At 66.0% G+C, this 15,195-nt stretch carries 12 protein-coding genes; 11 read left to right on the top strand and 1 reads right to left on the bottom strand.

The window, feature by feature from the left end:
• The first annotated feature begins 12 nt into the window (after positions 1-12).
• The 4 genes from N4R40_RS02090 to uvrB all read left to right on the top strand — a co-directional run bounded on the left by N4R40_RS02090 (position 13) and on the right by uvrB (position 5,714).
• Positions 13-1,680 carry a PAS domain-containing sensor histidine kinase gene (locus N4R40_RS02090; protein ID WP_261605712.1) on the top strand — a complete coding sequence of 556 codons (1,668 nt, stop codon included), beginning with the start codon at positions 13-15 and terminating at the stop codon, positions 1,678-1,680.
• Positions 1,677-2,867, top strand: a complete 1,191-nt coding sequence (locus N4R40_RS02095) for a diguanylate cyclase (RefSeq protein WP_261605713.1) — start codon at positions 1,677-1,679, stop codon at positions 2,865-2,867. Before N4R40_RS02090 ends, N4R40_RS02095 begins: the two co-directional genes overlap by 4 nt.
• Positions 2,868-2,888: 21 nt before the next feature.
• Positions 2,889-3,485: a dephospho-CoA kinase gene (gene coaE / locus N4R40_RS02100; protein WP_261605714.1), complete on the top strand. Its 597-nt coding sequence runs from the start codon at positions 2,889-2,891 to the stop codon at positions 3,483-3,485.
• A 159-nt stretch (positions 3,486-3,644) separates the two neighbouring features.
• Positions 3,645-5,714, top strand: a complete 2,070-nt coding sequence (gene uvrB / locus N4R40_RS02105) for an excinuclease ABC subunit UvrB (protein ID WP_261605715.1) — start codon at positions 3,645-3,647, stop codon at positions 5,712-5,714.
• 9 nt (positions 5,715-5,723) lie between these two features.
• Here the strand turns inward: uvrB and N4R40_RS02110 are convergent, their stop codons facing one another.
• Complete coding sequence (locus tag N4R40_RS02110; RefSeq protein ID WP_261605716.1) at positions 5,724-5,960, bottom strand: hypothetical protein; 237 nt, start codon at positions 5,958-5,960, stop codon at positions 5,724-5,726.
• Positions 5,961-5,996: 36 nt separating this feature from the next.
• Here N4R40_RS02110 and N4R40_RS02115 point away from each other — a divergent pair, with 36 nt between their 5' ends.
• The 7 genes from N4R40_RS02115 to gap all read left to right on the top strand — a co-directional run bounded on the left by N4R40_RS02115 (position 5,997) and on the right by gap (position 15,188).
• Complete coding sequence (locus N4R40_RS02115) at positions 5,997-6,443, top strand: MarR family winged helix-turn-helix transcriptional regulator (RefSeq protein WP_261605717.1); 447 nt, start codon at positions 5,997-5,999, stop codon at positions 6,441-6,443.
• A 79-nt stretch (positions 6,444-6,522) separates the two neighbouring features.
• Positions 6,523-9,444 (top strand): excinuclease ABC subunit UvrA, encoded by a 2,922-nt coding sequence (gene uvrA / locus N4R40_RS02120; RefSeq protein ID WP_261605718.1) that lies wholly within the window; start codon positions 6,523-6,525, stop codon positions 9,442-9,444.
• 1 nt (position 9,445) lies between these two features.
• Positions 9,446-11,347 carry an excinuclease ABC subunit UvrC gene (gene uvrC, locus N4R40_RS02125; RefSeq protein ID WP_261605719.1) on the top strand — a complete coding sequence of 634 codons (1,902 nt, stop codon included), beginning with the start codon at positions 9,446-9,448 and terminating at the stop codon, positions 11,345-11,347.
• A gap of 42 nt (positions 11,348-11,389) precedes the next feature.
• On the top strand, positions 11,390-12,271 hold the full coding sequence (rapZ, locus tag N4R40_RS02130; protein WP_261605720.1) for an RNase adapter RapZ: 882 nt from the start codon (positions 11,390-11,392) through the stop codon (positions 12,269-12,271).
• 39 nt (positions 12,272-12,310) lie between these two features.
• The gene (gene whiA / locus N4R40_RS02135; protein WP_261605721.1) at positions 12,311-13,288 is read left to right on the top strand and encodes a DNA-binding protein WhiA; all 978 of its coding nucleotides are present in this window, start codon (positions 12,311-12,313) and stop codon (positions 13,286-13,288) included.
• 132 nt (positions 13,289-13,420) lie between these two features.
• On the top strand, positions 13,421-14,041 hold the full coding sequence (locus N4R40_RS02140) for a superoxide dismutase (protein ID WP_261605722.1): 621 nt from the start codon (positions 13,421-13,423) through the stop codon (positions 14,039-14,041).
• A gap of 136 nt (positions 14,042-14,177) precedes the next feature.
• Positions 14,178-15,188, top strand: a complete 1,011-nt coding sequence (gene gap / locus N4R40_RS02145; protein WP_261605723.1) for a type I glyceraldehyde-3-phosphate dehydrogenase — start codon at positions 14,178-14,180, stop codon at positions 15,186-15,188.
• The last annotated feature ends 7 nt before the right edge of the window (positions 15,189-15,195 follow it).

Consider the following 15,195-nt stretch of genomic DNA (forward strand, 5'->3'; position numbering starts at 1 on the left):
TAACGTCGACGTATGCGCGCACACCGAGGTGACCGTCGCCCCTCCTCGGGTGCGGCGATGGACCTGCGCGATCGCGTCGCAGCCAATAATCAACTGCTTCTCTCTGCCATCGTCGGCACGTTGTTCATCGTCGGGTTCGCGACCCAGTCTCTGCGCGATCCGGAGCTCTTCGGTCTGGGCGTGCTGATCATCGTCGCCGGCGCCGCGGCGAGTCTTGCCGTGCCGTGGACGCGGATCTCGCCGGTCTGGGTCGCGGTCATCCCGCTGGTGGATATCGGGGCGATCACGATCCTCCGGGCATCCGACCCGTCGGCAGGTCTCGGCCTGCTGTGGGCGTTCCCGATGCTGTGGCTTTCGTCGCTCGGCCGGTGGGCCTTCCTTCTCGCCTCCGTGCTCGTGACCACGATTTACTGGGTGGTGGTCGTCATCTCCGGCGAGACCGAGCGCACCTACGCCTATGTGCTGCTGCCCATGCTGATGGTCGCGATCGGATGGGCCAGCTATTCCGCAACCCGCCGATCCTCCGCACAGCGCACACTGCTGGATCGACAGACCGAGCGCCTTTCCGCGGCGCTGGCGCAGGCGAATCGGCAAGAGCAGCTGGTCACCGAGGTGCTCGACACCGTCGACTTCGGGGTCATCCGCATCGATGCATCCGGCACCGTTACGTTCGTCAACGACGCGCTCGGCGGGTTCCGGCAGCGAATCCCCGGCTTCGGCAGGGTCGACGAAGACATCGTCTCGTACGGTGAAGACGGCACGACTCCCGTGCTCCCCGACGAACGGCCGTTGGCGCGGGCGCTCCGGGGCGAGGAGTTCAGCGACGTCATCGTCTGGTTCCCGCTGTCCGAGTCGAAGCGGATCGCGCTCAGCTTCACCGCACGGGCCCTGCTGGATCACCTGGGCCGGTCCGCCGGCAGTGTGCTCGTCGCGCGCGATGTGACGGCGGAGCGGTCGGCGATGCGTGCTCGCGACACACTCGTCGCGTCGGTGTCGCACGAACTCCGCACGCCTCTCACGTCGATCCTCGGATATCTCGATCTCGCGCTCGACAGTGACGACCTCACCCCGAATGTGCGACGCCAGGTCGACACAGCGCATCGCAACAGTGAGCGGCTGCTGGCCATCGTCGCCGACATCTTGTCGGCGTCGACCGACTCGCGGCTCTCGGCCGGGGTCGCGATCTCACCGCAACAGATCGATCTCGCCGACCTCGTGCGTGCCTCCGTGTCGGACCTTTCGGTCATTGCCGACGAACGAGCGATCGCGATCGACGCGTCGGCGGTCGAACATGTCGGGGCGTACGTCGACGCCGCACGGATGCGGCAAGTCGTCGACAACATCGTGGGCAACGCGATCAAGTTCAATCGGGACGGAGGCCTCGTCACGCTGTCGACCGGCAGCGCCGGGGATGCGGCCGTCATCCGCGTGGCCGACACGGGTATCGGCGTGCGCGGAGAGGAGCGCGAGCGCGTGTTCGAGCGCTTCTTCCGCGCGGAATCGAGCGTGCCCGGAAACGGTCTCGGTCTGGCGATCAGTCGTGAGATCGTGGGGGCGCACGGCGGGCACGTCGACCTGGAATCGGAACCCGGTGTCGGGTCGGTGTTCACCGTTTCCGTGCCCCGCGACGCTCAGGCCTTCGCGCGCGCGATCGTCGTCGAGAGCGGAGAGCTGCCGTGAACCTCGATCTGCTCTCCGTCAGCGTGATGACGGCCGTGGTGGCCACCGTGGCCGGGTCGGTCTTCATCGCCGAAACCCTGATCCGTCGCGATCGCGGAGCAGGACGGCTGTGGGCCGTTGCCTATCTCAGCGGCATGGCGACGACGTTTTCGTACATGGCCTGGACGGCCGGGATCGGCGGTGCTTTCACGATCGCGAGCGGCAATGCGCTCTTCGTCTGCGTCCCCGGATTCATGTGGCTCGGGTGTCGCCGCTTCAACGAACGCGCCCGCACCCTGGTGCCGCCAGCGATCCTCGCCGCATTGGCGACCGTGACCTTCGTGTCCGCGCTGGTGACGGTACCGGTGCAGGGGAGTTGGGGCGGCTGGGCGCAGATGAGCGTGTGCATCGTCCTTCTCTTCGGGGCCGGCGCGTACGAGTGCGCGCGACGTCCGATGAACCGGGTGCGTTCGGCCTGGGCGCTGGGCGCAGTGCTCGCGGCGGCAGCGCTCTACTATCTGGTGCGCGTGACGCTCTTCCTCACGCTCGGACCGACGGATGCCTTCTTCGACTCATGGTTCGGGACGATCTCGGCGAACATGATGACCGTCATCTTGACGATGGTCGCCGTCATCGTGACGACGGTCCTCCGATCGACGAAGACCGAGGTGCAGCGATACGAGTGGCTCAGTGACAGCGGGGTGGCGGCCGACGGCATCCTGCTGGCCCGCCCCTACCATCGCGCGGTCGACGATATCTGCGAGCGGGCGGGATGGCGTCAGGAACTCGTGGCGGTGATTGTGATCCAGATCACCGGTCTCGATGAGATGGAAGCGGCCTTCGGGCACGTCATAGTCGACCGGATCGCCGAGCGCTGGCGGTCGGCGGTGCGCCGGTTCGCTCCGGCCGCGTCCAGCGTCGGTGAAGACGTCGACGGCGCGTTGTCTGTCTGCGGTCTGGCGATGACGGCTGCCGACGCGCGGCGCCAGGCGGCCGCGATCTATCGGGGGTGTGTCGACGAGTTGAGCGGGCTCGATCGAGGGCTTCTGCCGCAGGTCGGCGTCGGCGTGGCTCTCACCGAGACGCTCGGATACGACGCGGAGCGGCTGTTGGCGGCGGCGCGGATTGCTGCGGTCGACGCGGCGCGGAGCGTAGAAGCATCGGTGTTGATCGGCGGCGTCGGAGGCTCGCGTCCCGCGCACCGCTGAGGGGCATGGCATCGTGTTCTCATGGCCCTGATCGCACTCACCGGTGGCATCGCCTCGGGAAAGTCCACCATCGCGCGGCGGCTTGCCGAGCACGGCGCCGTCATCGTGGATGCCGACCAGATCGTGCGCGATGTGCAGAGCGCGGGCTCGCCCGTGCTCGCGAGCATCGCCGCGGAGTTCGGCGCGGCGGTGATTCGCGCGGACGGTTCGCTCGACCGCCCCGCGCTCGGAACGTTGGTCTTCGGAGATGAATCGCGACTGGCCGCGCTCAATGCGATCGTGCATCCTGCGGTCCGTGCGGAGTCGGCACGGCGATTCGCGGAGGCCTTCGCGGACGACCCGAGCGCTGTTGTCGTCTACGACGTGCCGCTCCTCGTGGAGGCACGTGTCGAAGACCCTTGGGATCAGATCGTCGTCGCGCACGCCCCCGTCGACATGCGGATGCGCCGACTGGTCGAGATTCGCGGACTGAGCGAGTCCGAGGCCTCCGCACGGATCGCCGCGCAAGTCTCCGACGATCGGCGACTGGCCGTCGCCGATGTCGTGATCGACACGACCGGCACGCTCGCGGACACCGAGGCGCAGGTCGATCGGTTCTGGGAGGGACTGCGCCGATGAAGGCGCGTCCACGGCGAGAAGCGGAACCCGGAAATCCGATCCGGATGTCGAATGGGACGACTTCGCCGTCGGCGACTTCGAGTCGGGCGCAGGCGAGGACGTCTGACGCCGACGGCGAACGATCGCCGCAGTGTCGGAGGCCCCGCCTACGCTGGAGTGATGCAGACCACGCGCTCCGTCCGGCCCTTCGAGGTGATCAGCGAGTATCAGCCCAGCGGTGATCAGCCGAAAGCCATCGCCGATCTCGCCGGGCGCATCAACGCCGGCGAAACGGATGTCGTGCTGCTCGGCGCGACCGGTACCGGGAAGTCGGCCACGACCGCGTGGCTGATCGAGCAGGTGCAGCGCCCGACGCTCGTGCTGGCGCACAACAAGACACTCGCCGCGCAGCTCGCGAACGAGTTCCGAGAGCTCATGCCGAACAACGCGGTCGAGTACTTCGTCAGCTACTACGACTATTACCAGCCTGAGGCCTATGTGCCGCAGACGGACACCTTCATCGAGAAGGACTCCTCTGTCAACGCGGAGGTCGAACGTCTCCGTCACTCGACGACGAACTCGCTCCTCAGCCGCCGCGATGTCGTCGTCGTCAGCACGGTGTCGTGCATTTACGGTCTCGGCGCTCCGGAGGAGTACATGCGAGCGATGGTCGCTCTGCAGGTGGGGGAGCGGTACGACCGCGACGCGCTCATCCGCAAGTTCATCGCGATGCAGTACAACCGCAACGACGTCGACTTCTCGCGCGGCAACTTCCGCGTGCGCGGCGACACGATCGAGATCATCCCGGTCTACGAGGAGTATGCGATCCGCATCGAACTGTTCGGTGACGAGATCGAGGCGCTGTACATGCTGCATCCCCTCACCGGTGATGTCGTACAGAAGCTCGACAGCATCCCGATCTTCCCGGCATCCCACTACGTCGCCGGCACGGACACGGTGCATCGGGCGATCGGAACCATCGAGACCGAGCTGGCCGATCGTCTGAAGGAGCTCGAGGGTCAGGGCAAGCTCCTCGAAGCCCAGCGCCTCCGGATGCGGACGACCTTCGACCTCGAGATGCTGCAGCAACTCGGATTCTGCTCGGGGATCGAGAACTATTCGCGTCACCTCGACGTGCGCGCGCCCGGTGAGCCGCCGCACACGCTCCTCGATTTCTTCCCGGATGACTTCCTCATGGTGATCGACGAGTCACACGTGACGGTGCCGCAGATCGGGGCGATGTACGAGGGGGATGCGTCGCGCAAGCGCACGCTGGTCGACCACGGATTCCGGCTGCCGAGTGCGCTGGACAACCGGCCTCTGCGCTTCGACGAGTTCAAGAACCGGGTCGGTCAGACGGTCTATCTGTCGGCGACCCCGGGGCGCTACGAAATGGGTATCGCGGACGGAGTGGTCGAGCAGATCATCCGTCCGACCGGGCTGGTGGACCCCGAGATCATCGTCAAGCCCTCCAAGGGTCAGATCGACGATCTCCTGGAAGAGATCCGCATCCGGGTCGAGCGCGATGAACGCGTGCTCGTCACCACGCTGACGAAGAAGATGGCCGAAGAGCTGACGGACTTCCTCGGTGAGCACGGTGTGCGGGTGCGCTATCTGCACTCCGATGTCGATACGCTCCGCCGCGTCGAACTGCTCACGGAGCTCAGGCAGGGCGTCTATGACGTGCTGGTCGGCATCAACCTGCTGCGCGAAGGGCTCGACCTGCCCGAAGTGTCACTCGTCGCGATCCTCGATGCGGACAAAGAGGGTTTCTTGCGCAGTGGGACCTCGCTCATCCAGACGATCGGTCGCGCGGCCCGCAACGTGTCCGGCGAAGTGCACATGTACGCCGACAACATGACCGATTCGATGCGCAAGGCCATCGACGAGACCGATCGGCGCCGCGAGAAGCAGGTCGCGTACAACGTCGAGCACGGGATCGATCCGCAGCCGTTGCGCAAGAAGATCGCCGACATCACGGAGGCGCTCGCACGGGAGGCGTCCGACACCCAGGAATTGCTGTCGAAGAAGAACAAGAGCGGCAAGGGCAAGTCCCCGACCCCTCAGCTCCGCCGCGAGGGCATCGCGGCGGAGGGTGCCAACCAGCTCGAGGCGACGATCCAGGATCTGTCCGGGCAAATGCTCGCGGCCGCGGCGGAGCTCAAATTCGAACTCGCCGGGCGCCTCCGCGATGAGGTGCAGGACCTCAAGAAAGAGCTTCGCGCGATGGAGCGTGCAGGTCACGCGTGAACGCGCGAGTCACGGGCAGTGCATGAGCGGCTTCGGTCCCGAGCGGTCGAACGTGTGTTCCGACATCGCGTGCCCGCAGAGGGGGCAGGCGCGTTCGGTGCGCACCGGCTCCGGGTCGGTGTCGTAGGGTCCGACCGATGCCGGCCCCGCGACGCGGATGAGGTTGCTGTTCAGATAGGCGTACCACCCCCCGGCCGCACGCACGCGTTCGCGGAGCGGGCGGCGGATAGGATCGGGCTCGGTCATATCCTTAGTGTACTAACTAATCTGTAGGATGGGGTCATGAACGCCGACGACCCGCGTGACGACCTGCTGAAGCTCGACAATCAGCTCTGCTTTGCGGTCGTGACCGCCGCGCGGAACGTCGTCGCGATCTACCGCCCGATCCTCGAGCCGCTCGGTCTCACGCATCCGCAGTACCTCGTCATGCTCGCGCTCTGGGAAAGCTCGCCCCGCGCGCTGGGGGAACTTGCCGAGGAGTTGGCGATGGAGCCCGCGACCCTGTCCCCCCTCATCGGGCGCTTGCAAACGCAGGGGCTGGTGTCTCGCGGTCGCAGTGCGGCGGATGCCCGCGTGCTCGCCCTCGGTCTGACACCGGCTGGCGCGGCGCTTCGAGAGCGCGCGCTCGATGTCCCGGGTCAGGTGATGGCGGCCACCGGCATGACGCCCGAACAGGTGGCTGCCCTTCGTGACGGGCTGACGCCGTTTGCGGGACGACGTTCGCCCTGACGAGGTCCCGGCATCCCTACCCGCTTCGCTCAGAGCGCACGCGGGGCCCGGTGTCGGAGGCCCCGCCTAGACTTGTGCGGTGCCTATCGTCCCCGTCGCAGCGTCGAAACTCAGTGTCCGCGGAGCCCGCGTCCACAACCTCAAGAACGTGGATTTGGACATCCCTCGAGACTCTCTGGTGGTCTTCACAGGCCTCTCCGGATCGGGAAAGTCGAGCCTCGCGTTCGACACGATCTTCGCGGAGGGTCAGCGCCGCTACGTCGAGTCGCTGAGTGCCTACGCGCGCCAGTTCCTCGGTCAGGTCGATCGGCCTGACGTCGACTTCATCGAAGGCCTCTCGCCGGCGGTGAGTATCGATCAGAAGTCCACGAACCGCAATCCGCGCTCCACAGTCGGCACGATCACCGAGATCCACGACTACATGCGACTGCTGTGGGCGCGCATCGGTGTGCCGCACTGTCCGGAGTGTGGGGCGCAGATCCAGCGGCAGACTGTTCAGCAGATCGCCGACCAGCTCATGGAGCTCCCCGAGCGCACCCGCTACCAGATCGTCGCCCCGGTCGTGACCCAGAAGAAGGGCGAGTTCGTCGACCTCTTCAAGGAACTCTCGGCGAAGGGGTACGCGCGTGCCGTGGTCGACGGCGACCTGATCCAGCTCGCCGAGCCGCCGACGCTGAAGAAGAGCTACAAACACGACATCGCCGTCGTGGTCGACCGCTTGGTCGCCGCGCCTGACATTCTGAGTCGCGTCACCGACTCCGTCGAGACCGCGCTCGGGCTTGCCTTCGGCATCATGCAGGTGAACTTCGTCGACGAAGAGGGCGACGATGCCTGGCAGAGCTTCAGCGAGAAGCTCGCGTGCCCCAACGGGCACGCCCTGCAGTTGACCGAGATCGAACCCCGCACCTTCTCCTTCAACGCGCCGTTCGGGGCCTGCCCGACCTGTTCGGGACTCGGCACACGCATGTCGGTCGATGTCGAGCTCATGCTCGGCGACGAAGAACTCTCGATCAACGAGGGTGTCATCATCCCGTGGACGACCCAGGGCAAGGGGTTGTTCCAGTATTACGAGCGGCTGCTGATCGGTCTCGCCGACGACCTCGACTTCTCCCTCGACACTCCGTGGCGCGACCTGACGACGGAGGTACAGGAGGCAATCCTGCGCGGTGAGAACTACAAGGTCACCGTGAAGTGGAAGAACCGGTACGGCCGCGAGATGCGGTATTCGTCGGGATTCGAAGGCGTCGTTCCTTACATCGAACGGCAATACACGCAGGCCGAGTCCGACAGTCAACGCCAGCGGTGGTCGGAGTACCTGCGCGAAGTACCCTGCGCGGCGTGCAAGGGCGATCGCCTCAAGCCCGAAGTTCTCGCGGTCCTCGTCCACGGTCACTCGATCGCCGATGCCTCACGCTTGAGTCTCGGCGAGGCCCAGGAGTACTTCGCCGAGCTGGAACTCACCGACCGCGAAGCGAAGATCGCCGCCGCCGTGCTGCGCGAAATCCGGGCGCGGCTCGAGTTCCTCATCCAGGTGGGACTCAACTACCTCAGCTTGTCCCGCGCAGCTGGGTCCTTGTCCGGCGGCGAGGCACAACGCATCCGGCTTGCGACCCAGATCGGCTCGGGGCTGACGGGTGTGCTCTACGTCCTCGACGAACCGTCCATCGGTCTGCACCAGCGCGACAACCGCCGACTGATCGAGACGCTCGTCCGACTCAAAGAACTCGGCAACACCCTCATCGTCGTCGAACACGATGAAGAGACGATTCACGCGGCCGATTGGGTGGTCGACATCGGACCGCGCGCCGGAGTCGACGGTGGTCACGTCGTCCACTCCGGACCGCTGGCGTCGCTTCTCGAAGATCGCTCGTCGCTCACCGGTGAGTACCTCAGCGGGCGTCGCATGATCGAGACGCCGAAGAAGCGTCGAAAGATCGACAAGAGTCGGATGCTGTCCGTCGTCGGCGCGCGCGAGAACAACCTCAAGAACGTCACCGCCGACTTCCCGCTCGGTGTGCTGACGGCAGTCACCGGAGTCAGCGGCTCCGGCAAGTCATCCTTGGTCAACGGCATCCTGTACGAAGTGCTGGCGACCCGACTCAACGGCGCACGCCGCGTCGCGGGCAAACACACCCGGGTGACGGGGCTTGAGAACCTCGACAAAGTGGTGCACGTCGACCAGGCGCCGATCGGTCGCACCCCGCGATCGAACCCCGCCACATACACGGGCGTGTTCGACCGCATCCGCACGCTCTTCAGCGAAACCCCCGAGGCGAAGGTGCGCGGCTACCAGCCCGGACGGTTCAGCTTCAACGTCAAGGGCGGGCGCTGTGAGGCGTGCTCGGGCGACGGCACGATCAAGATCGAGATGAACTTCCTGCCCGATGTCTACGTCGACTGCGAGGTGTGTCATGGCAAGAGGTACAACCGCGACACGCTGAGCGTGCACTACAAAGGCAAGAACATCGCCGAAGTGCTCGAGATGCCCATCGCGGAAGCGGCGGAGTTCTTCGAACCGATCCAGGCGATCCACCGGTACCTCAAGACGCTCGTCGACGTAGGTCTCGGATACGTTCGCCTGGGTCAGTCGGCGACGACCTTGTCCGGCGGAGAGGCTCAGCGCGTCAAGCTCGCGACCGAGTTGCAGCGGCGCTCGAACGGCCGCAGCATCTATGTCCTCGACGAGCCGACCACGGGTCTGCACTTCGAGGATGTCGCCCGTCTCCTGGAGGTGCTCAACAGTCTGGTCGACAAGGGCAACAGCGTCATCGTCATCGAGCACAACCTCGACGTGATCAAATCGTCCGACTGGATCATCGACCTCGGTCCCGAGGGCGGCGCCGGTGGCGGTCAGATCATCGCGGTGGGGACACCCGAGCAGGTCGCGCGCGTGGAGGCCAGCCACACCGGCAACTTCCTCGCCGAGGTCTTGGCGTCGGGGCGGATCCACGCTTCCGAGAAGACGCTCGCGGCGGCGCCGAAGGCGCGCAAGGCCGGCTGAGATGGCCGACGCACTGCCGTACAAGCCGAAGCCGGGGGAGATCCCCACGGAGCCCGGCGTGTATCGCTTCCGCGACGCGCAGGGCCGTGTGCTCTACGTGGGGAAGGCGAAGAACCTTCGCGCACGACTCTCGAACTATTTCGCACCGCTGCACACGCTCCACGAGCGGACCAGGCGGATGGTGTTGACGGCGTCCTCGGTCGAGTGGACCGTCGTCGACTCCGACGTTGATTCACTTCAGCTGGAATACACGTGGATCCAGGAGTTCTCGCCGCCTTTCAACGTGCGCTACAAAGACGACAAGTCCTATCCCTACATGGCGATCACGCTGGCTGATGAGGCGCCGCGCGTCATCGTGACCCGGAACCGCCGCATCCGGGGAGCGAAGTACTTCGGCCCGTATCCGAAGATCTGGGCCGTGCACGACACGATCGACCTGATGATCAAGGTGTTCCCGATTCGCACCTGCTCGGACTCGTCGTACAAAAAGGCGATGGCCAGCGGCCGGCCCTGCTTTCCCGGTCAGATCGGTCGCTGCGGCGGCCCGTGCTCGATGACCGTGACGATCGATGAGCACCGGGCGATCGTCGACAACTTCGTCGCCTTCATGTCCGGCGGCGACCAGCGCTTCGCGAAAGAACTGACGAAACGGATGAGCGAAGCCTCGGCAGCGATGGACTACGAGTCCGCTGCGGTCTATCGCGACCGCCTGCAATCGATCGATGCCGTTCTGCAGCGCAGTGCACTGGTCCTCCCGGACGACACGGATGCCGATCTTTTCGGCATCGCGGAGGACGAGCTCTCGGCCGCGGTCCAGCACTTCATCGTGCGCGGCGGACGTGTGCGTGGAGTGCGCGCGACCACGATCGACAAAGAGCTCGACATCGCCGGCGCCGACCTCGTCGATCAGGTGCTGCAGCGTACATACGGCGACGCGACGGCCGCCGACATTCCGCGCCACGTCCTCGTGCCGGTGCTGCCGGATGATTCCACCGAGATCGAGCAGTGGCTCACGGAACGCCGCGGCCGCCGGGTGTCGGTACAGGTCGCCCAGCGCGGACAGAAGGCAGAGTTGCTGAAGACCGCGACGCGCAACGCCGCGCAGGCGCTCCTGCTGCACAAGATGCGTCGCACCAGCGACTACACGTCCCGCACGCGCGCCCTGACGGATCTGCAAGAAGCGCTCGGTCTCGACGAGGCACCGCTGCGCATCGAGTGCTACGACGTCTCTCACCTCGGGGGCACGAATGTCGTGGCGTCGATGGTGGTCTTCGAAGACGGGCTACCCCGCAAGGACCAGTACCGCTCGTTCGGGGTTGCCGAGACCACCGACGACACCGACTCGATCTATCAGGTCCTCACCCGCCGCCTCGCGCACATCGACGCCGATGACCCTTCGACGGCCGAGCCCGACCCGCAGGCGGAAGGCGACGAACCGGTGGTCACGGTGCGCAAGAAGCCACGGTTCGCCTATCGTCCTCAGCTCCTGGTGGTCGACGGCGGCAAGCCCCAGGTCGAAGCAGCTGCTCGAGCGTTACGGGACGCCGGCGGGCCGCAGATCGCGCTCTGCGGCATCGCCAAGCGACTCGAGGAGGTGTGGCTCCCGGGGGAGGACTACCCCGTGATCCTGCCGCGCACATCCGAGGCGCTGTATCTGCTGCAGCGACTGCGCGATGAAGCTCACCGGTTCGCCATCACGCATCAGCGGTCGCGGCGGAAGCGCGACATCACGACGGTCTTGAGTGACGTCCCCGGACTCGGCCAGATCCGCATCAAAGCGTTGCTGCGGCACTTCGGATCCGTCGCGAAGCTGACACAGGCGACGCCTGAGCAGATCGCCGAACTTCCCGGCATCGGGCCGACGCTCGCCGACTCGGTGCACCGCCACCTCGCGAATCGATAAGCTGGCAGGGCGATCCACGCGACGAACCTGGGGAGAGTCACAGTGGCCACACCGGACGCGAAGCCACCGGGCGAGGTGCTCATCGTCACCGGCATGTCCGGCGCCGGTCGGACGACCGCAGCCAACGCGCTCGAAGACCTCGACTGGTACGTCGTCGACAACCTCCCGCCGCAGATGCTCCGCCCTCTGCTGGAGCTCACCGAATTCGCCGGCGAAGCGTTGCCGAAGGTCGCCGCGGTCGTCGACGTGCGCGGACGCGATTTGTTCCGTGAGCTTCCGGCCGTTGCGCAATCGCTCCGTGGCGGTCGCCAGTTGCGCGTGCTGTTCCTCGATGCCTCCGATGAGGTTCTCGTCCGGCGGTTCGAGTCGGTGCGGCGGCCGCATCCCCTACAGGGGGAGGGCACGATCCTCGACGGCATCCGACGTGAGCGTGAGCGGGTGGCGATCATCCGCGAGAGTGCGGACGTCATCGTCGACACGACGAACCTGAACATCCACCAATTGGCCACGCGGATCGTCGACCTCTTCAGCGAGGACGGCGCCGCGCGACACACGGTGACCGTCATGAGCTTCGGGTTCAAGTACGGGCTCCCGACCGACGTCGACCTCGTCGCCGACATGCGCTTCCTGCCGAACCCGTTCTGGATCCCGGAACTGAAGGCCCACACCGGTGAAGAGAAGCCGGTGCGCGACTACGTGCTGTCCCAGACCGGCGCGGTCGAGTTCATCGACGCGTACGCGCTCGCCCTGCGGCCGGTGCTGGAGGGCTATCAGCGTGAGAACAAGCGGCATTCGGTCGTCGCGGTCGGCTGCACGGGGGGCAAACACCGCTCGGTTGTGACCGCTCTGGAACTCGCGGATCGCCTTGCCGATGTGCCCGGAGTGGCTGTCCGAGTGAAACACCGCGACCTCGGTCGCGAGTAGGCTGGACACTTCCCTCCGCTGCTTTACCGAAGGATCGCTGTGTCGCTGACCGCTGATGTGAAGACCGAGCTGGCCAGCGTTCGTGACCCTCGTCCCACTGCGCGGGTCGCTGAGTTGACAGCTCTTCTGCGTTTCTCCGGCGGACTCCACTCGATCGCGGGACGCGTCGCAGTGGAAGCGGAGGTCGAGTCCGAGGCCCTGGCCCGACGCGTCGCCCGCGACCTGATGGAGATCTACGGCGTCCGCCCCGAGTTGCACCGCGTGCAGGCGTCCGGTGGGCGCGCGGGCGGCCACTTCGCGGTCCGCGTCATCGACGGGGGAGAGACGCTCGCTCGCCAGACCGGTCTCCTCGACGCGCGTCGTCGACCCGTCCGCGGTCTCCCGAACAAACTCACGACCGGTGCCCGTCCCGACCTTGCGGCCGTCTGGCGCGGAGCGTTCCTCGCGGCCGGTTCGCTGACCGAACCGGGCCGCTCGGCGGCGCTGGAGATCGGATGCCCCTCGGGCGAAGCCGCGATGGCTCTCGTGGGCGCCGCCCACCGGATCGGCATCGCTGCGAAGGCCCGCGAAGTGCGGGGGGTACCCCGCGTCGTCGTGCGCGACGGCGAGGCGATTCGCGTCGCGCTGGCCGAAATGGGCGCCACGCGCACCGCGAGCGCCTGGGAAGAACTGCGTCAACGCCGAGAGGTCCGCGCGGGCGTCAACCGCCTCGTGAACTTCGACGACGCGAATCTGCGCCGTTCCGCGCAGGCCGCCGTCGCTGCGTGCGCACGGGTCGAGCGGGCGCTGGAGATCCTCGCCGACGACGTGCCCGACCACTTGCGTCACGCCGGCGAGCTGCGCCTGGCGCACCGCGACGCAAGCCTGGATGAACTCGGTCACCACGCTGATCCACCGATGACGAAGGATGCCGTGGCTGGTCGCATCCGTCGACTGCTGGCAATGGCCGACAAGAAGGCTGTGCAGGACGGCATCCCGGGAACGGATTCGGCCGTGCCGGAGGGCATGGAAGACTGACTTTCCGACGCGGGCGTTCGTCTCACGTCCCCGAACGGGAAGCAACCCCCTGCATCCCGCGTTGTCCCTGTCAATAGGATGAAGACGTCCACTCGCCGCGCGGACGTGCGGCGCCGACAGGAAGAAGACAGTATGGCGAAGTACACCCTCCCCGATCTCCCGTACGACTTCGCGGCGCTCGAGCCGCACATCAGCGGCAAGATCATGCAGCTGCACCACGACAAGCATCACCAGGCGTATGTCACGGGTGCCAACACTGCGCTCGAGCAGCTCGCCGAGGCCCGCGAAACGGGCAACCTCGCGAACGTCAACAAGCTCGAGAAGGACCTGGCGTTCAACCTGGGTGGTCACGTCAACCACTCGATCTTCTGGACCAACCTGTCGCCGAATGGCGGCGGTCAGCCCGAGGGTGAGTTGCAGGCGGCGATCGATGACACCTTCGGTGGCTTCGAGAAGTTCCAGGCGCACTTCACGGCCGCGGCCACCGGCATCCAGGGTTCGGGCTGGGCTGTGCTCAGCTGGGACATCCTCGGCGAGCAGCTGATCATCCAGCAGCTGTTCGACCAGCAGTCCAACACCGCGCAGGGCACTGTGCCGATCTTCCAGCTCGACATGTGGGAGCACGCCTTCTATCTCGACTACCTGAACGTGAAGGCTGACTACGTCAAGGCCGTGTGGAACATCGCGAACTGGGAGAACGTCGCCCAGCGCTTTTCCACGGCACGCGACAAGACGTCGGGCCTGCTCGCGTAGTAGGGTCATGACCAGGTGAGGATGCCGGGTCTCCCTCCCGGCAACGGGGCGGAAAGCCCGGCATCCTTTCTATCCAGCAGTAGCGTTCCGGGTGTGCCGAAGGGGTGCATCGGCGCAACACATAACGGGAGAAACAGTGACTGTCAAGATCGGAATCAACGGCTTCGGCCGTATCGGCCGCAACTTCCTTCGGGCGGCTATGGAGCAGGGCGCTGACATCGAGATCGTCGCGGTGAACGACCTCACCGACAACAAGACGCTCGCTCACCTTCTCAAGTACGATTCCGTCGGTGGCCGCCTCGCCGCAGACGTCTCGTTCGACGCAGACTCGATCACGGTCGACGGCAAGGCCATCAAGGTCTTCGAAGAGCGCGATCCCGCAAACCTTCCCTGGGGCGACCTGGGTGTGGACATCGTCATCGAGTCGACGGGCCGCTTCACCAAGGCTGTCGACGCGAAGAAGCACATCGCCGGTGGCGCGAAGAAGGTCATCATCTCCGCTCCCGGCACCGACGTCGACGGCACGTTCGTGATGGGCGTCAACGACGGCGACTACGACAACGAGACGATGCACGTCATCTCGAACGCGTCGTGCACGACCAACTGCCTCGCGCCCCTCGCTCAGGTCTTCAACGACGCGTTCGGCATCGAGCGCGGCTTCATGATGACCGCTCACGCATACACTGCTGACCAGAACCTGCAGGACGGCCCGCACAGTGACCTGCACCGCGCTCGCGCCGCTGCTCTGAACATCGTGCCCGCCTCGACCGGTGCGGCCAAGGCCATCGGCCTCGTGCTGCCTGAACTCCAGGGCAAGCTGAGCGGCTCCTCGTACCGTGTTCCGATCCCCACGGGCTCGATCGTCGACCTCACGATCATCACGCCGACCGATGGCCTGACCGTGGAGACCATCAACGCCGCCTACGAGAAGGCTGCTACCGAGGGCGCCCTCGTCGGTTACCTGAAGTACAACACGGATGCCATCGTCTCGACCGACATCGTCCACGACGATCACTCGTCGATCTTCGACGCGGGCCAGACGAACGTCTCGGGCAACCTGGTCAAGGTTTCCGCGTGGTATGACAACGAGTGGGGCTACTCGAACCGTCTCGTGGACCTCGCCGAGCTCGTCGCCGACAAGCTCTGAGAACCGC

The sequence above is a fragment of the Microbacterium memoriense genome (assembly GCF_025398275.1).
In the GTDB taxonomy this organism is placed as follows: domain Bacteria; phylum Actinomycetota; class Actinomycetes; order Actinomycetales; family Microbacteriaceae; genus Microbacterium; species Microbacterium memoriense.

Excerpts from the sequence above, each read along its gene's own strand:
- N4R40_RS02090 (WP_261605712.1), top strand. The coding sequence starts at position 13 with ATGCGCGCACACCGAGGTGACCGTCGCCCCTCCTCGGGTGCGGCGATG.
- coaE (WP_261605714.1), top strand. The coding sequence starts at position 2,889 with ATGGCCCTGATCGCACTCACCGGTGGCATCGCCTCGGGAAAGTCCACC.
- uvrB (WP_261605715.1), top strand. The coding sequence starts at position 3,645 with ATGCAGACCACGCGCTCCGTCCGGCCCTTCGAGGTGATCAGCGAGTAT.
- N4R40_RS02110 (WP_261605716.1), bottom strand. The coding sequence starts at position 5,960 with ATGACCGAGCCCGATCCTATCCGCCGCCCGCTCCGCGAACGCGTGCGT.
- N4R40_RS02115 (WP_261605717.1), top strand. The coding sequence starts at position 5,997 with ATGAACGCCGACGACCCGCGTGACGACCTGCTGAAGCTCGACAATCAG.
- uvrC (WP_261605719.1), top strand. The coding sequence starts at position 9,446 with ATGGCCGACGCACTGCCGTACAAGCCGAAGCCGGGGGAGATCCCCACG.
- N4R40_RS02140 (WP_261605722.1), top strand. The coding sequence starts at position 13,421 with ATGGCGAAGTACACCCTCCCCGATCTCCCGTACGACTTCGCGGCGCTC.